This window comes from Rhodococcus koreensis, assembly GCF_017068375.1.
Taxonomy (GTDB): Bacteria; Actinomycetota; Actinomycetes; order Mycobacteriales; family Mycobacteriaceae; genus Rhodococcus_F; species Rhodococcus_F koreensis.
Window position 1 is genome coordinate 5,410,898 of record NZ_CP070609.1, and the last position, 26,150, is coordinate 5,437,047.

Consider the following 26,150-nt stretch of genomic DNA (forward strand, 5'->3'; position numbering starts at 1 on the left):
GGGCGGGTGTCAGGAGCAGCGGGCGGGGATGAACTGCCCGACCCCGTTGAGCGTGGGCGCGGTCTGGGTTGCGTTCGCCAGGCCGACCGTCACCGGTCCTCGGGACGGGTCGACGTCGCGCATGATCGACCACGGCACCCGGAACACGCGGCCGGGGGAGGCCGCCCAGGGCAGTGTCTTGGTGGTCACGACGCGGCCGTTCTGGGAAATGGTGACCTTGGGGAACCGGACGAGCGCGTCCGTCCACAACAGCAGGCGCTGTCGCGGAGGCGCCGGGTCGCCCGGGCGCAGCAGGCCGGGAGATACCCACCGGAACGGCTCTTCGGCGAGAATGCGCAGAGCCTCTCCGGTGGGAGCGGGCGCATGCGAGTCGAGGTAGCCGGCCACCTGATCGGCGACGAAGGTGCCGTCGAGTGCTGCGATGTCGGCGGTGTCGACCGGGTGCAGGACGTTGCCGGCGGCGAAGACGCCGCGAGCGCTGGTGCGCAGGGCGGTATCGACCAGCGGTCCCTTGGTGCCGGGATCCAGTTCGATGCCTGCGCTGCGGGCCAGTTCGTGGTCGGGGATCCAATCGCCGGTGAAGATGACGGTGTCGCAGTCGATCTTCGTCCGGACGCCGGTGTCGAGGTGTTCGATCTCGATCGCTTCGACGTTCTTGCGCCCGATGATGCCGACGACACGGGTGCGGGTGGCGATCGCGAACCGGAACAGCGCCTTGCCGGGGATGTTGAAGGCGGCGTACGACTCAGGTGAGGGGTATTGCGTGGTCATCAGCACGGTGTCGCAGCCGGCGTGCCGCAGTGTCATTGCCGCGGACCAGCTCACGAGTTCGCCGCCGACGATCACGGCCCGTGTGCCGACGCGACCGTGGTGCAGATGCACGAGATTCTGCAACTGCCCGGTGGTGTAGACGCCGGCGGGTCGATCACCCGGGATCAGGCGGGCCGGGCGGGCCCGCTCACGGGCACCGGTCGCGAGGACGAGTGCCTTCGCCTCCACCCGCAGCAGCCCGGCCGGGCTGGTGACATCGAGCGCGCCGTCGGGGTGGACGGCGGTGACCGTCGCGTTGGTCCGGATCTCTGCCCCGGCGTCGGTCGCCGACCGGACCAGGCGCTCGGCGTACGCGGGACCTCCGATGAAGGTGTGGAGGTCGCGGATGCCGTACCCGGGATGGTCGCAGTGCCTGGGGATTCCGCCGGCACGGCTCTCCCGGTCGAGGACGAGGGCGCGGCGGCCGTGGACCTTGCCGAGCCGGGTCGCGGCGGACAGACCCGCCGGGCCGCCACCGACGATCGCGATGTCGGTCTTGACCACGGTGCGTGGTGAGGTAGGGACGCTCATCGGTTTTCCTTCGGTGTCGTGGCGGCGGAGCGGCCGGCGCATCGGTAGCCCTCGGCCAGGGCGCCCACCTCTGCTCCGCAGAAGAAGCCCTGGCATCGGCCGTTCATGGCGCGGGTGCGTCGGCGCAGACCCTCGAGCCCGGCCGGGGGAATGAGGGAGGCGTAGGCATCACGGATCTCACCGGCCGTGACCCGCTCGCAGAAGCAGACGACCTTGCCGTATTCGGCGTCCGCGGCGATGCGCGCACCGTCCTGGTACGGGCGGGTGAACGCCTCACCGATGTTCGGCATCGCCGGCGGGTCCGGCAGCTCGGCGCGGGGTTCGCCGAGAGCATCGGCCTTGGTGAGAAGTTCGCCGACGTACTCGGCGACGGCCATTCCGGACGTCAGGCCGGTCGACCGGATCCCGCCGACCAGGACGTACCGCTGATCGGTGTCGACCTCGATGAGGTAGTCACCGTAGTCGGCGGCGGCCCGGAGCCCGGCATAGGTGGCGGTGACCTCTTCGTCGAGCAGCCGGGGCAGGAGCTTGGCGCCCTTGCCGAGCAGGAATTCGAACCCTTTCGCCGAGGTGCCCGTCGCCGACCGGTCGGTGAGGTCCTCTGCGGTCGGGCCGAGCATCACGTTGCCGTAGATGGTCGGCGATACGAGCACACCCTTGCCCCGGGAGGTGGGAACGGGCAGCACGATCTTGTCGACCAGGGGGCGGGCCAGCTTGTCGTAGACGAGCAGTTCGCCGCGGCGCGGGGTGATGTGGAAGCGGTCGTAGCCGAAGGCCTGATCGAGGAAGTCCGCCCCGAGCCCGGCCGCGTTGATCACCCAGCGGGCGGTGATGTCGCCTGCCGAGGTGTGCAGGGTGGTGCGGTCTGCCTCGACCGTCACCGACTCCGCACGCGTGTTGGTCCGCAGCGTCACCCCGCGGGCGACCGCGTCGGTGGCCAGCGCGAGGTTGGTCGTCCAGGTGCAGATGATGGACTCGTCCGGCACGGTCAGACCGCCGAGGACACCCTCGCCCAGATCGGGCACCATCCCGTACACGGTGTCGGCGTCGACGATTTCGCACTCGGTGTACCCGTTGGCGGCGGCCTTGTCCCGCAGACTCGGCAGAGCGTCGTACTCCTCGTCGTTCCAGGCGACGAGGATCGCCCCGGTGTGTTCGACGGGAATTCCGGTCTGCTCGGCGTATGCCGACAGCAGCGTGTAGCCGCGGCTGACCATCCGTGATTCGAGGGTGCCGGGTTTCGCGTCGAATCCGGTGTGCAGGATCGCGGTATTCGCCTTGCTGGTGCCGTCGCCGACATCGTCGCGGGCCTCGACGAGCGCGAGGGTGAGGTCGTATCCGGCCAGTTCGCGGGCGATCGCCGAGCCGACGATGCCGGCACCGAGGACGACGAAGTCGTAGTCGGTGGGGGTGGGTGAGTCAGTCATCGTTTCTCCTGGGGAAGCGTCGCGTGTGCCGCCGACGCCCAGTGGTGTCGGAATTCTGCTGCGCGGTCGGGTGACCAGCGAGGTTCGTAGGTGGTGGCGGGAGTCCAGTCGGTGACCGCGTCGGCAAGGGACAGGCCGGGATTCATCGCCAGGCGCGCGCACGCGGCCGCACCGAGAGCGGTCGCATGCGAGGAGGAATACACGTCGATGGGGATCTGGGTCAGGTCCGCGGTCGCCTGCATCAACCGCCGCGACTGAGTGAGTCCACCGTCGACGCGCAGCCGGGTCAGCGGGCCGCCCAGGTCGACCTCCACGGCCGAGACCAGCTCGGCGGTCTGCGCCGCCAGGCCTTCCACTACCGCGGCCACCAGCTGCGCCCGATCGGTGGACAGGGTCATCCCGGTGAACGAGGCGGTCGCGTCCGGTCGCCACCACGGTGCGGCCAGTCCTGCCAGCGCCGGGACGAAGTAGGTGCCTCCGGAATCCTCGGCGGCGGTGCTGTCGAGGTCCCGCGCCGACGCGATCAGCCCGAGGTCCTGTATCCACCGGATCGCCGACGCCGCGGTGTACGCCTGCCCGTCCACACAGTAGGAGGTCTGCCCCCGCACGTTCCACGCCACGCAGGAGGCGAGCTGGGACGCCGAGCGCACCGGGCGTCGGCCGGTGTTGGCGAGCAGGAACACTCCGGTGCCGAAGGTGCACTTGGCGGTGCCGGGATCGAGGCACCGCTCCGCCAGCAGCGCCGCCTGCTGGTCGACGATCAGCCCGCCCACGGCGGCGCTCCCGCCGAAGGCATCGGTCTTGCCCACCAGGGCGTCGTTGCCGACGATCTCGGGCAACCGCTCCTCGGCGAGTTCGAACAGCTCCAGCAGTTCCCGATCCCACCCTCCGGTGTCGAGACCGGTCAGCAGCGAGCGGCTCGCGGTGGCGGTGTCGGTGACGAATTCGCCGGTCAGGTGACGCACGATCCAGGTGTCGGTGGTGGTGACCACTCCCTCGCGGGAGACATTGCGGCGCAGCCACTGCATCTTGGGCGCCGAGAAGTACGGGTCCAGAATCAATCCGGTCCGCTGTTCGACCCAACTCCGGGCCGCCGCCTTGTCGCGGCACAGCGTTTCCGACCGGCGGTCCTGCCAGACCACTGCCGGGCTCAGCGGTCGTCCGGTCTCCGGATCCCACACCAGGACGGTTTCGCCCTGGTTGGCGAGGGAGACGGCCGACACCGGCACTCCCGCCTGGGTGACCGCCTTCCGGCCGGCGTCCAGGACGGAGTGCAGCAGGTCCATCGGATCCTGCTCGACGCCACCGGCCGCGAGATAGGTGGGGCGCACGGTGTTCTCGGCGATCGCGAGGACGTCGCCGTCGTCGGAGACGACGACCGCCTTGGTCCCGGAGGTGCCCTGGTCGATGGCAAGGACTGCCACGATCTCTTCCTTTCGAGAGTGTGAGCGCCGGAATCAGAACAGCGCGGATGCGCCGGCGGACTCCGGCGAGGATCGTGGGGACACTCCCAGCAGTCGTGAGAATTCCTCGGTGCTGACGATCCGGCTCACTCGCAGTGCCTCGGCCATCCGGCGGTGACGCTCTGCTGCGAGCATGACGACCCTCCTGATTCTGTGGATTATGCGCCACGCCAATGCTTTCGGCATGGCGCGGCGCACTCCGGCAATCAACGGGCGATCACGAGGAACTGGTCAGGAGAGGCTGACGATGACCTGCTTGACTCGCGTGAACTCCTCGAGCCCCGCAGCGCCGCCTTCCTTGCCGTAGCCGGAGCCCTTGAAGCCGCCCAGCGGGCCTTCCGGTCCGACGGCCATGTGGTTGTTCACCCAGACCACCCCGGACTCGATGGCGTTGACGTTCCGCAGAGCGCGGCCGATGTCGCGGGTCCACACCGAGGCGGCCAGTCCCTGCTCGACCGCATTGGCCTTGGCGAGGGCATCGGCTTCGTCGGTGAAGGTCTGCACCGTCGCGACCGGTCCGAAGATCTCCTCCTGGACCAGCTCGTCGTCCTGCTGCAACCCGTCGATCAGGGTGGCCTCGTAGAAGTAACCCGGACCGTCGACGGCCTTGCCGCCGGTGACGACGCGGGCGTGGGCGGGGAGCCGGTCGACCAGCTCGGCGACCCGGGCACGCTGGCCTTCGGAGATCAGCGGTCCGAGGACGGTCGACGCGTCGGCCGCGTCTCCGATCTCGGTGGCGGCCAGGCTGGCCGCGAGCGCCTCGACGAACCGGTCGTGGATCTTCTCGCTCACCAGCAGACGGGTGGCGGACATGCACTCCTGGCCGGCGTTGAACAGGATGCCGTTGGTCAGGATCGGCAGCGCGGCCTCGAGGTCGATGTCGTCGTAGATCACGACCGGAGCGTTGCCGCCGAGTTCGAGCACGAGACGCTTGGGCGTCGCGCCTGCCGCCTCGGCGATGCGCTGACCGGCCGCGGTGGAGCCGGTGAACGAGACCAGGTTGACCTCGGGGTGACGTACCAGGTGATCGCCGACGACGCTGCCCTTGCCGTGTACGACGTTGAGGACACCGGCGGGCAGCAGCTGCTGCGCGAGTTCGGCGAACCGGGTGGTGGCGATCGGGGTCAGCTCGGCCGGCTTGATCACGACCGTGTTGCCGGCGACCAGGGCCGGGGCAAGCTTCCAGACCGCCTGCCACAGCGGGAAGTTCCACGGGGTGATGCCGAGAACGACGCCGAGGGGCTCACGCCGGACGAAGCTGGTGTTGCCTGCGACGAATTCGCCGGCGGCCTGGGCGGCCAGTGTCCTGCCCGCCCCGGCGAAGTGCCGGAACGCCGCGACGATCCCGGGCAGTTCGTCACCGGTGGCCGCGGTGGTGGGCTTGCCGGCGTCGATCGTTTCCAGGTGGGCGAGTTCGTCGAGGTTGGCCTCGAGCAGATTCGCCAGTTCGTGCAGGATCTGCGAACGTTCGCCGGGGGTCTTGGCGGACCAGGCGGGGAAGGCGGCGCGGGCGGCGGCGACCGCCCGGTCGGCGTCCTCGATCGTGGACTCGGTGAGCTCGGCGACCACCTCACCGGTGGAGGGGTTGAGGACCGTGCGGATCTTGTCGGACGATCCCGTCACCGCCTTGCCGTCGATGATGTTGGTGAGCTGGATGGGGGACGACATGTGAAACCTTTCCTCGGTTGCGATTTGTCGGCGGGTGCGGTTACAGGTGGCCTTGCAGGGTGTCGATGGACTTGCCGCGTCGGCTCTTGGGGATGGTCATGTACACGACTGCGCCGGAGAGGATCACCAGCAGCATGCCGATTCCGACGTGGGTGGGGTCGGAGTAGATCAGCAGCGCACACAGCACCACCGACCAGGCGATGGCCAGGACGAAGATGAGCGGGCTCAGGAATCCGTAGTGCCACGGGTGCTTCGGCAGCTTGCGCTTGAGCAGACCCCAGAGGCCGACGGTGACCACGACGCCGTACGCCAGTCCCCAGGCCAGGGCGGTCATGGCGGCCAGTACCGACAGCAGCGACGACCACAGGGCGAAGATCACCGACAGGGCGAAGATGGTGAGGGTGGCGTTGATCGGGATGCGCTGCGCACTGACCTTGCGCAGCCAGTGTGCGGCAGGCACCTGACCGTCGCGGGCCTGCGACCACAGGACCCGGATTCCGGTGAGCTGCAACATCACCAGCGCCGCGAACAGGGCGATGATGGCGACGGCCTCGAAGATGTTGGCGAACGCGGAGCCGACGGCGGTGTCGAGGATCAGCTTGACCGGGGTGTCGCTGTCCATCACCGCGGGCAGGTCCTGGATCGCGAGCATGATCAAGGCGACCATGAACACGCCGACCACGTAGGACGACACGTTCGCCATGACCGATGCCATCGGGGCCTTGCGGGCAGCGTCCTTGGTCTCCTCGGACGCGTTGCCGGTGGCATCGAACGACGAGATCGCGTAGGCGGGCAGGATCATCGCGAACAGGAACGGGACGAACCAGTTCCCGCCGGAGGCGGTCCCGCCGGAGTCGCTCAGGAAGGACAGCGGCTGGGTGGGATGCTTGACGACCAGCAGGACGCCGACGAGTGCAACCACGCACAGCACCTCGGCGACGACGCCGATGTTGTTGAGCACCGCGGCGACCTTGACGCCCGCGATGTTGATGATCGTGCCGAGGACGATCAGACCCAGTGCCCAGGGCAGGGTGTCGGCGGGGCCGTCGAACGTGACGCCGAACCATCCGGCGATGAACGGGGAAATACTGACCGCCACGGTGGTGACTGCGACCGTGTGGGCGATGAGCAGCCACCATCCGGTCTGCCAGGCAAGCCACGGCTTGCCCGTGATCCGGCCGGTGATCTGGTAGACACCGCCGGCCAGCGGGTAGGCGGACACCAGCTGTGCCACTGCCAGGCCCACGGTGAACACCTGCAGGCCGCCGCCGACGAGGAAGGACCAGAACGAGGCGGGGCCGAAGAATCCGAATCCCACGATGAGGGTGGTGAAGATGCCGGAGGCGATCGCGATCGAGGTGAACTGCACTCCGAACGCGGAGAAGAGTCCGAGTGTGCGGTTGAGCTCCTGCTTGTACCCGAGCTTTTCCAGGTACGCGGCGTCGGAGTCCGTGGGCGTCCCGGTGGGCGCGGACTCGAAGTCGGGTCCGGGCGCGGGGGGCTGGGTGGACACGGTCGGCTCTTCGGGTTTTGTGGCCATGCTGACCTCACTGGTCGGTGTCGAGAAAGCCTCGGCAGTGCGGCGAGGCTGGGGTCGGGGGTAGCCGCACAAGGGGAAGTCTATCCGCTCTTTGAGCAACTGTCGACAATCTACCATAGATGCGTGTGATCTCAATCACTGACTGTTTCGGCTGGGCTACCGCCCGCTCGGAGGGGACAACAGACCCCGGTCCCCGCAGGTCAGATCGACCAGGGATCGAGCGGTGCCGTATCCGCGGCCGCTCAGGCGGGAGGCCAGCACCAGAAAGACCTGCGCCGTGGTGACGGCGTCACCGAGTGCGTGGTGCGGATCGACGACGGGGAGTCCCAGCGCGGTGGCGAGCCATTCGAGACCCGCGTCGCCGCGCTGACCCGCGGGCGCAGTGCCACACGCGCGGGCCAGGGCCGCGGTGTCGATCAGCGGGACCCGAAACCGGATGCCGGCGTCCCGGAACGCGCGGGTGAGGAAGGCCTGCTCGACCCACGCCGAGTGTGCGACGACCACCCGATCGGTCATCAGGGCGGCGAGAGTGTGCACTGCGGCATCCGGCGGTGGCGCATCCGCGACGTCTGCCGGGCGCAGGGTGTGGACGGCGATCGCCTCCGGGGACATTGCCGACCGGGGGCGGACCAGGTCGTAGACGCTCTCGGCGGTGATCACCCGGCCGTCTCGGATGACGACGGCGCCGTACGAGACGATGGTGTCCTTCTTCAGGTCCAGCCCGGTGGTCTCGAGGTCGACGACGAGATATTCGCTCTGCCGCCACGGTTTTCGTAGAGGGTCCTCGCGTCGTCGTCTCCAGCGCACTGTCATGGCAGTCGCGCCACCCACTCGCTCTCGAGCCGATTCTGCACCTCCGCGACGGCGCGGAACGCCTCCCGCAGGTAACGACGGGTCAGGGAGTCGAGCTGATTCGGCGCCACCCAGGTGGTCGCGGCAGTAGAGGTCTTGATCGCGTCGATCTCCCGGCCGAGGATCAGACCGTAGATGTACTCGAAGGCCTGCACGAGGACCTCGGTCTCGTCCGGTGTGAGCAGGTTCGACGCGCCGCCCCGCCGCAACCGGGTAATCGTCGAGCCGCGGTCGTCGCCGGTGACGACGGCGATCCACCGCCCGAGCGAGGCGATCGGGACCAGTCCGCGGGCCTTGAGGTCGAGGTGGCCCCGGTTGGCGCCGGACTGCTCGACGACGAAGTTGCGGACGAAACCCACCGGCGGGCGGCTCGAGACGGTGTAGCGCAGCAGCGCCGAGAGGTACTCGTGGCTCCGGGTGGTCGCCAGCATCGCATCCGACACCGAGCGGCCCAGCGACAGCCCGGTCACCGGGCGGCTGTCCGCGATCATCGACGACAGCAGCAGTGCGTTGTGCTGGGTGGGATTGCGGATCCACGACGTGGCGGTGGAGACGGCATCGGCGCGGGAGCGGGCGAACTCCGGGTTGGTGGCATTGGCGCCGTCGACGCAGCGCTTCAGCCCGCACCGCTCCATGTTGTCGAGGACGCGCCCAGCCCAGCGCTGCAATTTCCGCGCCGGATTGCGTTCTCCGGGTAGGTCTTCCCAGACCAGGCTGGTGTCGACGTCCGAGCGGGGGAGCGGCTCCCGGCGTGCCACCGAGCCCAGCAGCAACCAGGACGTCCGGTGTGGCACGCAGTCGTCACCGATGTCGGTGAGTTCGACCAGCCGCTGCAACAGGGCGTCCACGACTGCCGAGAGAAGTCCGGCGATGTGCATCGGTGCCACGCCCGTGTCGTACAGCTCGACCCAGGTGCCGGGCAGCAATGCGGCCGCGGCGGTGAGTTCGTCGATGGTGTGGGCGTCGTCCACGGCGCGGCGGATGACGAGTGGATTGCGTACCTCGGCGGAGGCCAGGTCGACCACCCGCAGCACGCCCACGGGCCGGTCGGCGGCGCCCCGGACCACCAGGTGGTGCAGTCCGCACTCGATCATGCGCAGGAAGGCGTCACCCACCAGGGCATCGGCACCGATGGATTCGGCAGGAAAGGAGGCGATGGTGGTCACGGGGGCGTGCGGATCGAACGATGCCGTCGCGAGGGCGCGCCGGAAGTCGCTGTCGGTGACGATCCCGATCTCCCCACCACGGTCGAGCAGGGCGTAGGACTGGGCGGCGTCGGTGATCACCGCCGCGGCCTCGGACACGGTGGCCCCGACGGGGCACCACACGGCCGGGCGCATCTGATGGCGGGCGGCGCGCAATGCCTGATCCACCAGGCCGGACCGGGTGAGGCGTTCCCGGGTGACGAGGGTGTTGTAGTGCTGAAATTGCAGACGTTCGGGGTGAGCGAGGATCGGTCTCGGGTCCGGGAACCGGTAGCAGAGGCTGTCCTCGGCGGCCCGCACGTCCAGGGGCGGCGGCAGCCCGGACAGGACCGAGATCTGCCCGAAGGTCTCCCCGGACCCGAGCAGGTCGATCACCCGTCCTCGGTCGACGACCTCGACCTCCCCGGTGCGCACCACGTAGAAGTGCGACAACGGGGCTTCGCAGGCTTCGATGATGCGGGTCCCGGCCGGGAAGAACTCGACCTCGACCAGGCGTGCCAGGGCGTCGAGGTCGGTCGACTCGAGTTCGTCGTACGGCGGCTGACCGCCCAGGAAGTCGACGTACTCACGCATGCGTGGCGGAAGCGGCCTCGCGCACGGTGTCGACGGCGTCCAGGGCGGATGCGGGACCGTGCACGTGACGATCGATCTCCCGGGTGATCGCGTCCATGTCGCCGGTGTCGATGATCGCCAGGAGCCGCTCGTGCTCGGCGACCACGTCGTGCAGGTCGGCGAAAGACTGGTGATCGGCGGACAGGAACAGCTGCAACTGCGATTCCCAGCTGCGCCACAGGTCGAGCAGCAGCCCGTGCTCGGAGAGCTCGTAGAACACGCGGTGAAAGCTCATGTGGGCGTCGATGGTTCGGGTCATGTCGCCGTCGTCGGCGCCGCGCGCCATGTCCTGCAACGCGCGGATGACCTTCGTGCGGCCACCGGCCGCCAGCCGTGGCATCGCCAGCTCGATCGCATACGGTTCCAGGCGCTTGCGCAGGCTGGCGATCTCCGCCATGCCCTGGGCGCTGACCTCGGCGACGAAGGCGCCCTTGTAGGCGATCTTCACCACGAGACCTTCGTCGGCGAGGATGCCCAGGGCTTCGCGGAGAGGTGCCCGGCTCACTCCCAGATCGGCGGCGATGTGTGCCTCCCGCAGCTGGCTGCCGGGGGCGAGGGTGCCGTCGAGGATGGCGGTGCGCAGCACGCCCGCGACGGTGCCGGGCGTGGTGCGCTGCTGGATTCGTCCGAGGGAAATCTCCCCCTCGTCGCGGCCCACTGTCGACCCCGGACGATTCGGTGACAGAGTCATTCCGTTGTCCTTTCTTGCTTCGGCCTCGTGGTTGCTCACTCGACGAGGTGGTATCAGTCCTACTCGGGTTGCAGGTGTCTTGTCGACAGTAGATCAGCTGGTGACCCGCCTGGGGGCCTCACTCCCCGGTGGCGGAGACGTAGATGGATCCGCGTTCGATCACCGGGTCGAGGATGCCGGTCGACAACTCGTTGGCGGCGTCCTCGAATCCGGCAGCGTCCCGGTGCTGTCCGGGGTACCCGATCAGCGCCTTGACCTGCGGGGTCATGAAGTAGGCGCCGGCCACGATCGAGGAGAGCGGGTCGAAGGTGACCTTGTCCTCGGCCCACATGCGCTTCAACCGGGCGTGGAGTTCGTCGCCGTGGAGATCCGCGACGTCGTTGATCGCCGTGACGACCGCGTCGAAGACGTCGGCGCGGGCGGCGAGCGCCAGATCGAGATACCGCAGATAGTCCTGCGCCTTGCTGGCGGCGGGATTCTCTCCGGATTCGGGGATGAGGCTGTCCGCGATCCGCAACAGGATGGTCAACTCGTCCTCGGACAGCTGCCGGGGCGGGCGGAGCGTGCGAACCGGCACGGACAGACGCCGCGGCGCCGAGGTCTTCAGTTCGATGGGTGTGGTGCTCATGCCTGGGCCTTTCCTGCGGTGACGTCCTCGACGACCTTGCGGCCCACCCGCAGTGCCAGAGCGCTGATGGTGCAGGTCGGATTGGCCGAGCCCGAGGTGACGAAGATGCTGCCGTCGGCGATGTAGAGGTTGTCGACGTCGTGGCTGCGGCCGAAGGAATCGACGACCGAGGTGGCCGGGTCGTCGCCCATCCGGGCGGTGCCGAGCAGATGTCCGGGCTGATCGACCCACAGTTCCTGGGTGATGATCTGCTTGGCGCCTGCCGCTTTGTGCAATTCCACCATCCGCTCGACGGTGTACTTCAGGATCTTGCGGGTGTTCTCGCTGACCCGGTATTCGACCTTCGGCGCGGGCAGCCCGTCCGAGTCGAACTCCTCCGTGGAGAGGGTGACCCGGTTGTGTTCCTCGGGTAGATCCTCGACGTTGGCTGCCCACAGGATGCCGTTCGACGACGCGCGTGCCACGTCGTGGACGGCCGGTCCCCACAGCTCGTCGAAGTCGAGCTGGCGGTGGGTCTCGATGGTGTTCAGCGGTCCCGGGGTCGGCAGCGCGTGCAACTTCGCACCACGGACGAAACCGCGGGAGGTGTCGGTGTCGTAGAACTGCATCGAGTGGATCAGCTGTCCGGCCGGGCCGCGCCAACTCTCGAGGTTCTCCTCGTAGTAGCCGACCGCGGTGCAGTTCGGGTGCAGCATCAGGTTCTTGCCGACCAGCCCGGAGGAGTTGGCGAGCCCGTCCGGGTTGCGCTCGTCCGCCGACAGCAGCAACAGTCGGGGTGTGCCGATTCCGTTGGCGCACAGAACGACCGACTTCGCTGGTTGGAAGTGGACGGTGCCGTCGCGGTCGATCCACTCGGCACCGGTTGCCCGCCCGGTGTCGTCGGTTCGAATCCTGCGCACGCGCGCCCCGGTCTGCACCTGTGCACCGGCCTGCTGCGCCTGCGGCATGTAGATCAGATCGAAGGAGGCCTTCGCGCCCTGCGGGCAACCCCATTCGCACACCCCCCAGCGGCCGCACTGCTCGAGGGTCTTGTTCTTCTGGCTCGGGATCGCGTTGGTACCGGGCCACCAGTGCCAGCCCAGTGTGTTCGCCGCTTCGGCCGCCTTCATTCCCGGCTTGCCCAGTGGATGCGGCGGCAGCGGGTACTCGAGCCCGTCGGGGTAGGCGGTGTCACCGTCGACGCCGGACACGCCGATGAACGCGTCGACCTCGTCGTGGTACGGCTTGAGGTCGTCGTAGGCGATCGGCCAGTCGTCGGCGACGCCGTCGAGTGTCTTGACCCGGAAGTCCGAGGGCAGCAGTCGCGGCCACTCGGCGCCGTAGTAGATGGAGCTGCCGCCGACGGCGTTGAACATCACCGGCCACATGTCGGAGTCGCGGATATCCACCGGATAATCGGAGGGCAGTGCCCGCACGTTCGGGTCGTGCGCCCAGTCGTGCTGGATCAGCAATTCCCATTCCGGGTGGTTGGCGGGGAAATCGCTGGGGTTGACCCAGTCGCCCTGTTCGAGGCACAGGACGTTCAGGCCGGCAGTCGCGGCCGTATGGGTGACCACTGCGCCGGACGGACCCGCGCCGATCACGAGCACATCGACGGAATCGTGCTCGGTGACATCGTGGCTGGTGGAAGTCATCAGAGTCGACCTCATTTCGTCTAATTGTCGACATTTTGTCATAGTGGCGTGCGTCACGTCCGCTGTCAAATGAAAGTGCGGTGGAGGCCCGAGGCTCCAGGGCCTCCACCGCACGTCAGGTGATGATCAGGCGCCGGCGAGGACACCGCCGTCGACCACGAACGCCGTGCCGGTGATGGCCGTGGAGTGATCCGAGAGCAGGAACGCGACCGAGTGGGCGATCTCGATGGGGAGAATGGCGCGTCCGATCGGCTGGAAGTCGGGGAGCCCGGCCTCGAGCTCGTCACGGCCACCGAGGGCGGTGTAATGCGGGACGTTCAGCGGGGTGTCGACGAAGCCCGGGCACAGGGTGTTGGCCCGAATGCCCTGCGCGCCGAAGTCGAGGGCGACCGCCTTGGTCAGCGTCAGCACCGCACCCTTGCTCGCGGTGTAGGTGGTCAGCAACTTCTCCGCGCCGATCGAGTTGATCGAGCCGAAGTTGACGATCGATCCACCGCCGGCCTTCAGCAGCTCGGGGATGGCGTACTTCGTCCCGAGGAACACTCCCTTGACGTTCACGTCGAACGTCTTCTGGAAGTCCTCGACGCTGGCGTCGAGGATGGTCCCGGGCTTGAGGACGCCGGCGTTGTTGACGATGCCGTCGAGCTTTCCGAAGGTCTGCACGGTGAAGTCGATAACACTCTTGACCTGCTCTTCGTCGGTCACGTCCACGACCTTGGCGATCAGGCGGTCGTCGTCCACCTTCAGCTGCGGCAAGCTCGCCTCGGAGTGGACGGTGGCGACCACCTGGGCGCCCTCGTCGTGCAGATGCAGCGCGGTGGCCAGGCCGATCCCGCCTCCGGCACCGGTGATGATTACTGTCTTGCCTTCGAGCAGCTGGCCCATAGTTCGCTCCTTCAGGGTGGTTTTCGCGGAAACAGGTCGCGCCGCGCAGGCGATTGATCCTTTGTCGACAATCGACCGACATGTTTAGTGTGCGTGCTTCGGGCGGCCGGGTCAAGCCTCGATTTGCCGGGCCGAACACCTCTTGACTGATGCCGTCGCCCGGCTTACGTTTCTAGTCGATTGTCGACTAGAGCACATTCGGCATTCAACGGGCCGAGGTCGATCGGTCGTTCACGCCGCGGATCGCGGCGTTTCCACCACGAGGAGAGGACACATCCATGGCACCGAAGGTCCGTCTGTTGCACGAGCGGTTGGCGGCAGTGGTGAGCCAGCTACGCCACGGCGAGATGGTCTACATCGCCGATGCCGGAAGCGGCACCTCGGCGGCCAGTCTGGTGCCGCTGTCGCCGCAGGTCGAGACGATCGATCTGGGCATCGCTCCCGGGCTGCCCTCGGTCGGTGACGTGCTCTCCGTGCTGTGCGAGGCCGGAGATTTCGAGGCGGCAATCGTCACCGAGGACATGATCCGGGCCAACCCGGAGGGCCGGAAATTCGTCTCCGGGCTGGTGGGGGAGGAGAACGTGCACGAACTGCGCTATCTGCCCGAGTTCTACCAACTACGCGACCGGGTCAAGGTTTTCGTCCAGACCGGGGACTACTCGGTGCACGCCAACACCATCCTCGTCGCCGGCTACCCCAGCCCCCCGATCCCGTTGAAGTGGCTGACGTCGCCGACCTGGTTCCAGGACCTGTCCGACGGGCAGGCCCCCGACTCGACCGCACCGGAGGCGTGACGTGCCCTTCTTCGACGGCGTACGCAACAAGATCTACTACCGGCACTGGGCTGCCCGGTCAGCCCACGCCCAGGTGCTGCTTCTGCACGGCTTCGGGGAGCACACCGGGCACTACCACCGGCTGGCCGGGCAACTGACCGATGCGGGCATCGAGGTGTGGGGCCCGGATCATCTCGGACACGGCCACACCGGCGGCCGCCCGGGAATGTTCCCCTCCGTCGACGAACTCGCGTCCAACGCGGGCATCCTGCTCGATCTCATGACGAGCACTCACCCGGACCTGCCCGTCGTCATCGTCGGGCACTCGTTGGGCGCGTTGACCGGGGCGCTGCTGGCGATGCGCACCGCGACCGCCCGCACCGGCCTGGTGATGACCGGTGCGCCGCTGTGGGGGCTGCCTCCCGAGGCGGAGGGACGCACCGATCTGATCATGGCGAAGGACGAGGAATACCTCGACGCGCTCGCGAACGATTCGCTCGGATTCGACACCGCCCCAGCCGAACCGAACCTGTGGAGCGCGCTCGCCGTCGCCGGATGCAAGGTCCGCACGGGCCTTCCGGCCCTCATCATGCCGATCCTGTTGATCAACGGCGAGCACGACGCATTCGCCGCACCTGGTAAGGCTTCGGAATTTGCGAGCGAACTCCACCAGTGCCGTGCCGTCGCGATCCCCGGTGGCTACCACGACATTCCCAACGACCTCGCGCACCGCGAGGTCGCCGGATTGATCATCGAAGCGACCACCCAGTGGTGCAGCGCGGGTCCCGTGTTGTCGGCGAGTTCGCGGTGACCACCGAGGTCGAGGCGTTTCGCCTGGCACCCCGGCCGTTGCGGGAACGAATCCGGGTGGCGATCGACCACTGGCTCGACCGTGACCCCGCGGCGCTGTGTACAGAGTCGGCGGCGGCCCGGACACCGTTCCGCACCCGTGACGGACGGAGAAGCCTCGAGGTGGGTGTCAGCGCACTCGTCGACCACTGACTTCCGACTGCACACCGCTGACCGGACACTGGCTGGGCGCCTCGGTTCCGGTCGGCCCTCGCAATGCCTTCGCCCCGTGGTCGGGTCCGAAACCGGACCTCCCGCATCGGGGTGGGAAAGCTGACGATGACCACGATTCGGGCGTTGATTCTTCCCAAACCGATTACTCCGGAATGGGATTGGCAGATCCAAGCACTGTGCCGGCAGATGGACACCGAGCTGTTCTACTCGCATGACGGCGAAGAGCGAGCTGCCCGTGCCCGCCGAGAACGAGCGGCCAAGGAAATCTGCCTGGGCTGCCCCGTACGGCGAGCATGCGCAGACCACGCCGTCACGGCCGGCGAGACGTACGGCGTGTGGGGTGGAACCACCGAGCGCGACCGGCAGACGCTGATCCCGCGCGCGAGACGGGACGAGGCACGCCGGCGCCGCTCCCTGCGTGTGCTTCCTCGCTCACGCCCGCCGGGCACTCGGATGCGTTGGGAGTCCGAGCCTTCGGCATGACGTACGCATGGACGGTGGCGCCCGTCGGTGGACGGCAGCCGGTACCCGACCGCCGTCCGTGACGGGACGGACCGAGGCACTGCCTCAGGCGCGGGCGGTCTCCGTCACGAACTCGTCCGATACCTTCGACCACAGGCTGACGCGACGGCCACGGATTTCGAAGAACTCGATCTCTCGCTTGATCCGTGATTCTTTCGGCGTAAACCCGGTCCTTCAGGTCCGGGATCAGCCGATCTGGTTTTGTCGGACCGTGGGGTTAGTGTCTGGGTTATGGCGGGGAGGGTGGTGAGGCGGGCGTTCAAGTTTCGTTTCTATCCGACTGCGGTGCAGGCGGATCAGCTTGCTCGGACGTTCGGGTGCGCCCGGTATGTTTACAATCGGGCGTTGGCGGAGCGGTCGCGGGCGTGGTCGCAGGAGCGGCGTCGGGTGACCTATGCGGATACCTCGAAGATGCTCACGGGATGGAAGCGGGATGCCGAGACGGAGTGGTTGGCGGAGCCGTCGAAGGGGCCGTTGCAGGAGTCGCTGCGGCAGTTGCAGGGCGCGTTCGAGAGGTTCTGGCGCAAGCAGACCGGCTACCCGCAATTCAAGAGGAAGGGCCGGTCGAAGGATTCGGCGACCTACTTCTCGAACTGCTTCACCTACCGGGGTGGGCAGGTCCGGTTGGCCAAGCAGTCCGAACCCCTGGATATTCGGTGGTCGCGGCCGCTGCCGGAGGGGGCGGTGCCGTCGCAGGTGACGGTGTCGCGTAATGCTCGCGGTCAGTACCACATTTCGATTCTCGTCGAGGACACGATCGCCGAACTCGAGCCGGTCGATCGGGTGGTCGGGCTCGATGCCGGGATCACGAGCCTGTACACGTTCTCGACGGGGGAGAAGATTACCAACCCGCGCCATGAGCGCAGGGATCGTGCGCGGTTGGCGAAGGCGCAGCGGATGCTGGCCAAGAAGCAGAAGGGGTCCCGGAACCGGGCCAAGGCCCGACTGAAGGTCGCGAAGATTCATGGCCGGATCGCCGATCGGCGTCGCGATTATCTGCACACACTCTCCACTCGGCTGGTGCGCGAAAATCAAGTGATCGCCATCGAGGATCTGAGTGTGCGGAATATGGTGAAGAATCGGTCGTTGTCTCGGGTGATCTCGGATGCGGGGTGGTCCGAGTTCCGGTCGATGCTCGAGTACAAGGCCGACTGGTACGGGCGGCGGGTGGTGGCGGTCGATCGGTTCTGTCCGTCGTCGAAGACCTGCTCGGTGTGCGGGGCGGTCGCCGGGGCGATGCCGCTGGACGTGCGGGAGTGGACATGCCGATGTGGCGCCGTCCATGATCGGGATGTGAACGCGGCGAGGAATATTTTGGCCGTCGGACTGGCGGTGGCAGCCTGCGGAGATGGTGTGAGACCACCTCGCACCTAAGGTGTGGGGAGGCGACTGTCGGTGAAACAGGAACCTCGGGACGTGAGTCTCGAGGGAATCTCGGTCGTTCACGGCCGAGAGGACGTCAATCCCGAACTCCGATCCCACCCGTCCACGTCGAGAATGATCAACTCGTCCATCGATTCCATGAAGTGGGCGTCGACGGGTGCCCACAGCTTGCCCACCTCGCTGGGGTCGATTGTCTTGAAGGCCAGATTGATCGGGTGCGACATCGACACCTGACTGAAGATGACGTTGCCCGACTCGACGATCGTCGCGGCGACCTCGTTACAGGCGAGGAAGCGCTCGTGGACGACACGTTCGTCCGCGTGGCTGTACGGGCAGGCCAGAAAAATCTTTCGCATGGGAAACCTATCCATTCGGCGGGATCGACTGTCCCGCAGGGTGTGAGAACATCGCCCTCGGCAAACCAGCGGGCGCGCTACGTGGCGCAGATCCGCTGCGATGAACGATCTGTCGACAATAAACTAGAGGTCGCAATGTTGTCGACGGCCTCTGACAGCATTGATCCAATGATCGACGGTTCTGGAGGGCATGTGTGCAACGCAACGGACGACTCGATCGGGAATCTCGTCACGGTGAGGAATGCGCGGTTGGCTACATTCGCCTCGTTCTTCCTCGGTGGGTACACCGTCGCAATGTGGGCGTCCAACGTTCCGCTGATCCAGGGCCGCAACCAGGTCAGCGACGGTCAGTACGCGATCGTCGCCCTCTACATCGGTATCGGGGCCACAGTCGGATGCATCGCGGCGGGTCGTGTCGTCGACCGGTGGGGGCCGAAGTGGACGCTGCGACTGTCGGCGGCGTTGTACGCCGTATCGCTGCTGCCTGTCGGATTCGCAACAGGGGCAGCGTCACTGGGAGTGGCCGCGTTGGCGATGGGGTTTCTGCGCGGCGCCACGGACACGAGCGTGAATGCTCATGGTGTAGCAGTCGAGCGTCGCCTCGGGCGGTCGACGATGCTTGCATTCCACGCGGCCTGGCCGGCTGGTGGCTTGGTCGGCGGCCTCGTGAGTGCCCAATTCATGAGGATGGCGCCTGACAATCCGGTGCTGTGCCTGACCGTCAACGGGATCGGCGTCGCCTTTGCGGTGATCGTCCTGAGCCGGTGGTACCTCCCCGAGGCTCCAGAAGGCCACGGTGGCAGGACGATCGACGATCGCGCATGCGTTGGTGGGCAGGCCGCCGCATTGAGTCCGGCACGGTCGGCGAGCACACTATTGGCCGTCGCCCTCGGATGCACCGGTCTGTGCGCCATGCTCGGCGAGGCGTCATCGGATTGGACCGGGAAGTACCTGCACGAACAACTCGCAACCACCACGGCAGTCGCTGCGCTCGCCTTCGCGTTCTTCTCGGCAGGCCAACTGGTCGGCCGTCTCGGTGGCGACGCACTCACGCGGAGATGGGGAGCGACGGCAGTGACCGCGACCTCGGGACTTCTGGCTGCTCTCGGCCTTGCGTTCACCCTCGCGCTGCCCCATGCGTACACCGCGCTGCTGGGGCTCTTCGTCTTCGGCCTCGGGCTCGCTCCCATCGTCCCGCTGGTGCTGGCCACGGCCGGTCGCATCGACCCGGCCCGAAGCGGCACCAACATCGGAATCGTCAACATGCTCGGGTACGGCGGACTGCTCGTCGGACCGGTCCTCATCGGCACTGTCGTAGTCCACGCCGGATTGACTCTCGCACTCATGATCCCAGCACTGCTGGCACTCGTGGTCGCGGTCATCGGGCCACCGGTGATGCGGAAGGCGCGCCTCGGTGCGAGTCATTCCCTTGTCGCGACAGTCCCGGAATCGGTCAGACGATAACGGGCCCGGAATAGTTCAGGCACCATGGCCGATACACACACAGGAATGTCTTCAACACCGGGGAGTTCACCAATGAAGATCCTCGTCGTCGGAGGAACCGGCCGCATCGGCGCGACTGTCGTGGACGCTCTGACCCCGCGCAACGCCCCTCCGTCGTCACCGAATCCCTCGACGTCTACGGCGACTACTTCCCGGGGTTCACGCCCGTTCCCGTCGCCGACGTCGCCCGCGCCTTCGTCAAGTCCGTGTACGGCATCCAGACCGGTCGGGTGTACGAGCTCGGTTAGCCGGTGGTGACAGCGACGATCCGCGGACCCTTCCTCCGTGTCGCACCCGTCGAGCGGGGCGCGACGTGATCGGAAGGGCCGCGGAGCGACGTTATTCTGCGGCGGACGCGATGTGGGGTGCGACTCGCAGCGCGTTGGCTGCGATGGTCAGCGCGGGGTTGAGCGCCGCCGACGACGGGAAGAACGACCCGTCCACCACCCACAGGTTGTCGACGTCGTGACTGCGGCAGTTCGGGTCGAGGACACTCGCCGCCGGATCGGTCCCCGCGACCGCGGTTCCGCACATGTGCGAGTTCGTCGCGATCCCCATCCGTTCGGTGAGGATGATCGGATACCCTGCCCTGCGGACCGCCGCGGAGACCCGGCGAACCAGTTCACGGTGCGGCGCAGTGTTGTTGGGCGTCCAGTCGACGATGATCCGGTCGCCGTCGACCCGGATGCGGTTGCTGCGCACCGGGAGATCCTCCGTGGTGAGGTAGATGTCGAGACTGCGATCCACCACCGCCTTCAGCGCCCACATCGGGGCCCAGGGCCGTGCCCCCTTCACGTGCGCGGCCTGCAGTTTGCCGAGCATCTGCAGATTGCCGAGCGGGTACTCGTTGTCCGGGCCGGCGACGTACCAGTCGTTGATGCCCAGTGTCTTCTGCCACGCTGTCGTGTTGGTCCGGAAGGGGTTGACGCCCATGAAGAACGTGCTGTTGTGCACCATGTAGTTCCGGCCCAGCAGTCCCGACGAGTTGCCGAGACCGTCCGGGTTCCGCTCGTCGGCCGAGCGGAGCAGCAGCGCCGCGGTGTTGACCGCGCCCGCCGAGACCACGAACTGGTTGGCGGTGATCCGGATCGTGCGACCACGGAACTCGGCCTCCGCGGCGACGATTCGCGTGCCCTTCGCGTCGGTGAGAAGGCGCGTCACCTTGGCCTCGGTGAGCAGGCGTACCCGGTCCGACTCGAGGGCGGGGCGCAGCGCGCGGTTCTCCGCTTCACTCTTGTGGTCGGTCTGCGACGGGGTGCCGTCCGACGCGGTCGACTGCCGGCGATGCTCCTGCGTGGTCAGGTTCATGCCGTTCGGCGTGTGGAACGGGTGCAGACCCTGTTTGCGCAGCGAGGACGCGAAACGCTCGATCGTCGGCTCGTGCGGCAGCGGCGGCAACGGGTACGGAGTCGACCGCGGCGGTTCCGTCGGATCCTCGCCGTCGCTGCCGTGCACCTGGTAGAGACGCTCCGCCTCGGCGTAGAACGGTTCGAGGTCGGCGTAGCTGAACGGCCACTTCGGTGAGACGCCGTCGTAGTGCTGCGTCTCCTCGAAATCCGTGACGCGGAAGCGGGGGAGGCTGCCGCCGTAGAACTTCGTGTTGCCGCCCACCCAGTAGTACACACCGGGCTGGAACGGCTCACCGTTGCTGCCGTCGAACCACGGTTCGGCGGTCTTGTACCGGCCCTCGAGGAACATCTCCGCGGCCTGCGAATTCTCCACCTCGCGGGGGAGGAACCGGCCGCGTTCGACGACCAGGACGTCGACGTCCCGATCCCGGAGCGCCCACGCCAGGGTCGAACCACCCATCCCGGACCCGACGACCACGACATCGGCCGTGACCGTGTCGGAGTCGCCCACCTCGACCACCGCGCCCTCGCGCAGCGGTGAATACGCGTCGATCTGATCGTGGCCCGAGGTTCTCACAGGTGCTGTTCCTTGGCTCGCGTCGCCCAGTACTCGTCCTGGCGCTCGTCCTCGATGTACGCGGGGACGGGGAAGTCCCACCACCCGGGAACCCACGGTCCGGCGGCGTCACGATCCGTCGGGATCTCGATCAGGGCAGGCGCTTTCGAGTCGAAGGCCTTCCGGTACGTGCTCTCGAGGTCGGCAGGGTCGTCCACCCGGAACGATTCGAGGCCGAACGACTGGCCGAGCGCCTTGAAGTCGGGGCTGTACGGGGTGCCGTCGGGGCGGTTGAATTCGGTGCCGATGTGCCGGCTGGTCTGCTTGCGCTGCCCACCCCGAATGGACATGAAGCCCGCGTTGTCCTGGACCACGAAGACCACAGGAATGTCGTGCTGCACGCAGACACCGATCTCCTGCGACGTCATGAGGAAGTCGCCGTCACCGAGCACACACGCGACCTGCCGGTCGGGGGCGGCGAGCTTGGCGCCGATCGCGGCGGGCACGGCCCAGCCCATCGACGAGAATCCGCCCGAGGTCAGGTGCGTGCGCGGGTGATACACCGGGAACGTCTGCTTCACGGCGCCCTGGGTGTTGCCGGAGCCGGCGACGATGATGCCATCCCGTTCCATCACCGACCGCAGACCGCCGAGGGGGCGTTGCGAGGTGAACGGGAACCGGTCGGAATCGCGTCGGCCCGCGAGCTTGGCCTCCCACTCCGCCTTCAGCTGCTCGAGTTCGGCGAGGTATTCGGAGCGGTCGGCGCTGCTGCGGGGGAGAGAGGAGACGATCGCGGCGACGGTCGGCTTGGCGTCGGCCACGATGCCGACCTCGGCCGGGTAGTTCTTGCCGATCTCGTGTGGGTCGATGTCGATGTGGATGAGCTTGGCCGGCGGAATCGAGAACGTCACTCCCTGCGCGTAGCTGGAGGAGGACCAGTCGGTGAACCGGCATCCGATGGAGATCACCACGTCGGCGCGAGAGGCGACGGCGTTGCCGACGATCGTGCCGGTCTGGCCGACGCTGCCCGCGAACAGTGCGTGGTCCTCGGGGAACGCGCCCTTGCCGTTCCACGTGGTGACCACGGGGATCTGCCACGCCTCGGCGAGGGCGAGTACCTCGTCGGCCGAGTCGGACGTGATGGCGCCGCCGCCGACGACGATCACCGGCCGGCGTGAGTCACGGAGCACGTCGACGGCCTTGTCGATCGCCAGCGGGTCGGGCTGCTGCAGGCCGACCGGCAGCCGTCGCGCGAGGTCGTGCAGGGACACGTCGGCGGCCTCGGCCTGCACGTCCATCGGCACCTCGATGTGCGCAGGCCCCGGGCGACCGGTCAGCATCGTGCTGAACGCGCGGTGCATGATGAACGGCAGTTCCTCCACGCGGGTGGCGACCCAGCTGCGCTTCGACACCGCGTCGGTGACCTGCGGAAAGCCGTTGTCGGTGTGCCGCTCGAGTTCCTGGAGCAGACCGCGCCCGCGCATGTGGGTGGGCGGCCCGCCGGTGATACACAGCAGGCTCGTCGAGTCGCTGTACGCGGTCGCGAGACCGAGCACCGTGTTCGCGGCGCCCGCCCCGATCGACGCCACCGCGGCCATCGGCTTGCCGGACACCCGGTAGTACCCGTCCGCGAGGTGTGTGGCGCTCTGCTCGTGGTAGACCTGGATGAACGGGATCTCGGACCCCTGCTCCAGGAACGCATCGGTGAGCGACCAGATGCCGTGGCCGGGAATGCCGGTGACGTATTCGACGCCGTACTGCTTCAGGACCTGGGCGACCACCTGCCCGCCGGTCAATTTCGCCATGATCGTGTCTCCTTGCTGTGTCAGTTGGCTACGCGGGCGGCGTAGCGCAGTCCCTGCTTGGTCAGTCGGCGCACGTTCGGCTCCGACAGGTCGGCCGGGGTGTGGCCGATCGAGTGGTAGAAGACCCGGCCGGCGCCCCACTGGCGCACCCACGCCACCGGGCTGCGCAGTCCCTCCAGCCAGGGCAGGTGCTCGCCGCTGAACTCGGTTTCCGCGAGAACCCGGTTGTTCGGGTCGACGTGCATGTAGTACTGCTCGGACGCGACGGCGAAGTCCTCGACACCCGCGGTCACCTCGTGCTCGCGGTCGGTGATGCTCACCTTGTACGGCTGCGGGAAAGCCTCTCCCGCAGGGTGTTCGACGAAGTCGCCGCCGAGGAGGAAGTGGTACTTCAGGCTCGCCCGGAACGCGGCGGCGGCGCCGTGCCACGCCGCGACCCCGGTTCCGGCCGCGACGGCGTCGAGCAGGTTCTTCTCCTGCGAATCGCTCAGGTCTTCGGTGGTGAGCGCGTTGTTCCAGCCGAGCACGATCAGGTCGTATCCGGTCAGGTCGCGGTCGAGGGTGAAGATGTCCTGCGACTCCTCGACCTGGTAGTTCAGCTCGGAGAACAGTTCGCGTGCCCACGCGGCGATGTCGTACGGATGGTGGCCGGGCCAGCCGCCGTAGAGGTAGAGGACCTTGGTCATGAGTGCTCCCAGGGATGGTGAAACCGGAATGGTGAAAGCAGATGGTGAAACGATTAACTTATGGTGGTGAATCGTATCACCGGCTGGAGTGCTGTCAATGGGTGATGTCGAGGGGAGCGTCGGGAGCGCCCGACCGCGGACTAGGATCGGGCTTCGCCACCTGTGCGCTTCGGTGCGCAACGGCCGGTTGTGGCCGATGAACGCCGACGAGGGAGTACCACGTGGTCACGATGAAAGACGTCGCGAAAGCGGCCGGCGTATCGGTCGCCACCGTCTCCTACGCCTTCAGCAAATCGTCGAAGGTCTCTGCGACACAACGGGAACGCATCTACTCCGTGGCCGCGGACCTCGGCTACGCCGGGCCGAACATCGCCGGAAGCAGCCTGCGGTCGGGACGGATCGGCGCGGTCGGTGTGATCGTGCCCGACTCCCCGGTGCAAGCGCTGGAGGATCCGTCCGTGACCCTGCTGATGAAGGGCATCGCCGAAATCGGGAACTCCGCCGACATCGCCCTCACCCTGTTCCCGGCCTCCCGCGGTGGCTCACCGGACTCGCCCCCGAACTCGCTGGTTCTCCGTGGGCTCGTGGACGGTGTCGTCATCCACAACGTCCCGGACGGGCATCCCCTGGTCGAGGCGATCATCGCGCGCGGGATCCCGGCCGTCGTCGTCGATTCGCCCAGAAGCGCGGGACTGCCGTTCGTGGCCATCGACGACCGGAACGGCGCCTATCTCCAGATGGACCACATCCTGAAACTGGGCCACCGGCGCATCGGGATCATCGTCGACAAACTCGGTCAGGATTCCGACTGCCGGATGGTCACGACGGCCGACGTCGGTGCGGCAACCGAGCGCAACGCACGCGAACGCCTCGCCGGCTATTTCGACGCGGCCCGCGACCATCACCTTCCGGTGGAGGAACTGCTCATCGTGGTGGCGGGCAACATCGACAGCGACTCCGGTGCCGAGGCCACCCGGATCCTGCTCGACGCCGCACGGCCGACCGCGCTCGTGGCGACGTCCGACGTGCACGCGGTGGCGGCGTGGCAGGTGCTGCGCGAGCGCGGGCTGTCGGTCCCGGACGACATGTCCGTCATCGGTTTCGACGACGCGCCCGTCGCAGAACTTCTCGGTCTCAGCACGATTCATCAGCCGATCGTCGAGAAGGGGCGTGCGGCCGCGACGATCCTGCTCGATCGGCTGGGTGGCGGCACCCGCACGCGATCGTTGATGAAGACGTCACTGGTCGTGCGCGCCAGCACCGCCCGGTTGCGGGAATCGTGACGATGGGCCGGCCTGATCGCGCATGATGGGTCGATGACGAATGCGGTGCCGCGACTGGGCGTGACGTTCATCCCGACGATCGAACCTGAGCGGTTGAGAGACTTCGCGCGGGTGGCCGAGAGCAGCGGCCTCGACGAGATCTGGTTGTGGGAAGACTGTTTCAAGGAGAGCGGCGTCGCGTCGGCGGCCGCGGCGCTCGCATGGACGGAACGAATCCACGTCGGCGTCGGGTTGATGCCCGCCCCGCTGCGTAACGTCGCGCTCACCGCGATGGAGATCGCCACGATGGCCCGGTTGTTTCCCGGCCGGGTGATCGCGGGTGTCGGACACGGGGTGCAGGACTGGATGGAGCAGGTGGGTGCCCGGGCCGGGTCGCCGATGACCCTGCTCGAGGAGTACTCGGTGGCGCTGCGGGCGCTGCTCGACGGCGAGTCTGTGAGCACCCGCGGGCGGTACGTTCGGCTCGACGACGTGACACTGGACTGGCCCCCGGCCGAGCGGGTGCCGCTGATGCTCGGCGGCGAGGGCCCCAAGTCGATCCGCCTGGCGGCACGGCTGGGTGACGGCAACCTCCTCCCGTCCGCGGTCGGCGACGACGACGTCCGCCGAACCCGCGACCTGATCGCGCAGGAGATCGGCGGCGACCGGGCCGCCTCGCATGACGTGGTCGTCCCGAAGATCGCCGCCACCGGCGACGGTGCGCAGCGACGGGTGGATGCGGAACTGGCGCGGTGGGAGAAACCGGCCGACGCAGGAATCGGCGTCGCGGGAGACGCGAACACCATCGCCGCGGAGGTGCGCAGACTCGCCGATCTGGGCGCGACGTCCGTGGCGATCACGCCGACCGAGGACGAACCGGATCTGCTGGGATTCGTCGAATTCGTCGGCCGGGACGTCACACCGCTGCTCGCCAGGTGATCGAGCCGTTTCCTCCCCAACTCCGCATGCCGGGCGGTCGTTTCCGT

24 protein-coding genes are annotated in these 26,150 nt (G+C 67.6%); 8 read left to right on the forward strand and 16 right to left on the reverse strand.

From position 1 onward, the window contains the following. Positions 1 to 9: 9 nt before the first annotated feature. The 12 genes from JWS14_RS24790 to JWS14_RS24845 all read right to left on the reverse strand — a co-directional run bounded on the left by JWS14_RS24790 (position 10) and on the right by JWS14_RS24845 (position 13,946). Positions 10 to 1,341, reverse strand: coding sequence for an NAD(P)/FAD-dependent oxidoreductase (locus tag JWS14_RS24790; RefSeq protein WP_206014616.1), 1,332 nt, complete (start codon positions 1,339 to 1,341; stop codon positions 10 to 12). Then, positions 1,338 to 2,768 carry an NAD(P)/FAD-dependent oxidoreductase gene (locus JWS14_RS24795; protein WP_206014617.1) on the reverse strand — a complete coding sequence of 477 codons (1,431 nt, stop codon included), beginning with the start codon at positions 2,766 to 2,768 and terminating at the stop codon, positions 1,338 to 1,340. The genes JWS14_RS24790 and JWS14_RS24795 overlap by 4 nt, the downstream gene beginning before the upstream one ends. Continuing rightward, positions 2,765 to 4,192 carry an FGGY family carbohydrate kinase gene (locus JWS14_RS24800; protein ID WP_206014618.1) on the reverse strand — a complete coding sequence of 476 codons (1,428 nt, stop codon included), beginning with the start codon at positions 4,190 to 4,192 and terminating at the stop codon, positions 2,765 to 2,767. The genes JWS14_RS24795 and JWS14_RS24800 overlap by 4 nt, the downstream gene beginning before the upstream one ends. A 33-nt stretch (positions 4,193 to 4,225) precedes the next feature. Continuing rightward, a complete protein-coding gene (locus tag JWS14_RS24805; protein WP_174705466.1) occupies positions 4,226 to 4,366 on the reverse strand; it encodes a hypothetical protein in 141 nt (46 codons plus the stop codon). Between the two features lie 96 nt (positions 4,367 to 4,462). Beyond that, positions 4,463 to 5,899 (reverse strand): aldehyde dehydrogenase family protein, encoded by a 1,437-nt coding sequence (locus JWS14_RS24810; protein WP_072939219.1) that lies wholly within the window; start codon positions 5,897 to 5,899, stop codon positions 4,463 to 4,465. A 40-nt stretch (positions 5,900 to 5,939) separates the two neighbouring features. After that, a complete protein-coding gene (locus tag JWS14_RS24815; protein ID WP_378684488.1) occupies positions 5,940 to 7,412 on the reverse strand; it encodes an APC family permease in 1,473 nt (490 codons plus the stop codon). Between the two features lie 183 nt (positions 7,413 to 7,595). Then, entirely contained in the window at positions 7,596 to 8,252 is a 657-nt protein-coding gene (locus JWS14_RS24820) for a 3'-5' exonuclease (protein WP_206014620.1), read from the reverse strand. Next, the gene (locus JWS14_RS24825; RefSeq protein ID WP_206014621.1) at positions 8,249 to 10,069 is read right to left on the reverse strand and encodes a putative nucleotidyltransferase substrate binding domain-containing protein; all 1,821 of its coding nucleotides are present in this window, start codon (positions 10,067 to 10,069) and stop codon (positions 8,249 to 8,251) included. Before JWS14_RS24825 ends, JWS14_RS24820 begins: the two co-directional genes overlap by 4 nt. After that, complete coding sequence (locus JWS14_RS24830; protein ID WP_072939211.1) at positions 10,062 to 10,799, reverse strand: GntR family transcriptional regulator; 738 nt, start codon at positions 10,797 to 10,799, stop codon at positions 10,062 to 10,064. Before JWS14_RS24830 ends, JWS14_RS24825 begins: the two co-directional genes overlap by 8 nt. 118 nt (positions 10,800 to 10,917) lie before the next feature. Then, positions 10,918 to 11,427 (reverse strand): hypothetical protein, encoded by a 510-nt coding sequence (locus tag JWS14_RS24835; RefSeq protein ID WP_206014622.1) that lies wholly within the window; start codon positions 11,425 to 11,427, stop codon positions 10,918 to 10,920. Continuing rightward, positions 11,424 to 13,061, reverse strand: a complete 1,638-nt coding sequence (locus tag JWS14_RS24840; protein ID WP_072939205.1) for a GMC family oxidoreductase — start codon at positions 13,059 to 13,061, stop codon at positions 11,424 to 11,426. Before JWS14_RS24840 ends, JWS14_RS24835 begins: the two co-directional genes overlap by 4 nt. Positions 13,062 to 13,187: 126 nt before the next feature. Continuing rightward, positions 13,188 to 13,946, reverse strand: a complete 759-nt coding sequence (locus tag JWS14_RS24845; RefSeq protein ID WP_072939203.1) for an SDR family NAD(P)-dependent oxidoreductase — start codon at positions 13,944 to 13,946, stop codon at positions 13,188 to 13,190. A 278-nt stretch (positions 13,947 to 14,224) separates the two neighbouring features. On the opposite strand from JWS14_RS24845, the gene JWS14_RS24850 reads away from it, so the two are divergent. From JWS14_RS24850 to JWS14_RS24870, 5 genes are all read left to right on the forward strand, one after another. Then, positions 14,225 to 14,740, forward strand: coding sequence for an RbsD/FucU domain-containing protein (locus JWS14_RS24850; protein ID WP_206014623.1), 516 nt, complete (start codon positions 14,225 to 14,227; stop codon positions 14,738 to 14,740). Position 14,741: 1 nt separating this feature from the next. Further along, positions 14,742 to 15,530: an alpha/beta fold hydrolase gene (locus tag JWS14_RS24855; RefSeq protein ID WP_206014624.1), complete on the forward strand. Its 789-nt coding sequence runs from the start codon at positions 14,742 to 14,744 to the stop codon at positions 15,528 to 15,530. Continuing rightward, the gene (locus tag JWS14_RS24860; protein ID WP_143051412.1) at positions 15,527 to 15,721 is read left to right on the forward strand and encodes a hypothetical protein; all 195 of its coding nucleotides are present in this window, start codon (positions 15,527 to 15,529) and stop codon (positions 15,719 to 15,721) included. The genes JWS14_RS24855 and JWS14_RS24860 overlap by 4 nt, the downstream gene beginning before the upstream one ends. A 126-nt stretch (positions 15,722 to 15,847) precedes the next feature. Beyond that, positions 15,848 to 16,225 (forward strand): WhiB family transcriptional regulator, encoded by a 378-nt coding sequence (locus tag JWS14_RS24865; protein WP_206014625.1) that lies wholly within the window; start codon positions 15,848 to 15,850, stop codon positions 16,223 to 16,225. A 270-nt stretch (positions 16,226 to 16,495) separates the two neighbouring features. Further along, positions 16,496 to 17,638 carry an RNA-guided endonuclease InsQ/TnpB family protein gene (locus JWS14_RS24870; protein WP_206014626.1) on the forward strand — a complete coding sequence of 381 codons (1,143 nt, stop codon included), beginning with the start codon at positions 16,496 to 16,498 and terminating at the stop codon, positions 17,636 to 17,638. Positions 17,639 to 17,706: 68 nt separating this feature from the next. Here the strand turns inward: JWS14_RS24870 and JWS14_RS24875 are convergent, their stop codons facing one another. Continuing rightward, positions 17,707 to 18,003 (reverse strand): DUF1937 family protein, encoded by a 297-nt coding sequence (locus tag JWS14_RS24875; protein ID WP_095863113.1) that lies wholly within the window; start codon positions 18,001 to 18,003, stop codon positions 17,707 to 17,709. Positions 18,004 to 18,252: 249 nt separating this feature from the next. On the opposite strand from JWS14_RS24875, the gene JWS14_RS24880 reads away from it, so the two are divergent. After that, positions 18,253 to 19,467, forward strand: a complete 1,215-nt coding sequence (locus tag JWS14_RS24880; protein ID WP_206014627.1) for an MFS transporter — start codon at positions 18,253 to 18,255, stop codon at positions 19,465 to 19,467. Between the two features lie 378 nt (positions 19,468 to 19,845). Here the strand turns inward: JWS14_RS24880 and JWS14_RS24885 are convergent, their stop codons facing one another. The 3 genes from JWS14_RS24885 to JWS14_RS24895 are packed head-to-tail and all read right to left on the reverse strand — an operon-like array spanning position 19,846 to position 23,902. Beyond that, positions 19,846 to 21,432: a GMC oxidoreductase gene (locus JWS14_RS24885; protein WP_206014628.1), complete on the reverse strand. Its 1,587-nt coding sequence runs from the start codon at positions 21,430 to 21,432 to the stop codon at positions 19,846 to 19,848. Next, positions 21,429 to 23,216, reverse strand: a complete 1,788-nt coding sequence (locus tag JWS14_RS24890) for a thiamine pyrophosphate-binding protein (RefSeq protein ID WP_206014629.1) — start codon at positions 23,214 to 23,216, stop codon at positions 21,429 to 21,431. Before JWS14_RS24890 ends, JWS14_RS24885 begins: the two co-directional genes overlap by 4 nt. A 20-nt stretch (positions 23,217 to 23,236) precedes the next feature. Beyond that, positions 23,237 to 23,902: a ThuA domain-containing protein gene (locus JWS14_RS24895; protein WP_005244749.1), complete on the reverse strand. Its 666-nt coding sequence runs from the start codon at positions 23,900 to 23,902 to the stop codon at positions 23,237 to 23,239. Positions 23,903 to 24,123: 221 nt separating this feature from the next. On the opposite strand from JWS14_RS24895, the gene JWS14_RS24900 reads away from it, so the two are divergent. Further along, positions 24,124 to 25,185: a LacI family DNA-binding transcriptional regulator gene (locus JWS14_RS24900; protein ID WP_206014630.1), complete on the forward strand. Its 1,062-nt coding sequence runs from the start codon at positions 24,124 to 24,126 to the stop codon at positions 25,183 to 25,185. Positions 25,186 to 25,218: 33 nt separating this feature from the next. Further along, positions 25,219 to 26,103 carry an LLM class flavin-dependent oxidoreductase gene (locus tag JWS14_RS24905; RefSeq protein WP_206014631.1) on the forward strand — a complete coding sequence of 295 codons (885 nt, stop codon included), beginning with the start codon at positions 25,219 to 25,221 and terminating at the stop codon, positions 26,101 to 26,103. The last annotated feature ends 47 nt before the right edge of the window (positions 26,104 to 26,150 follow it).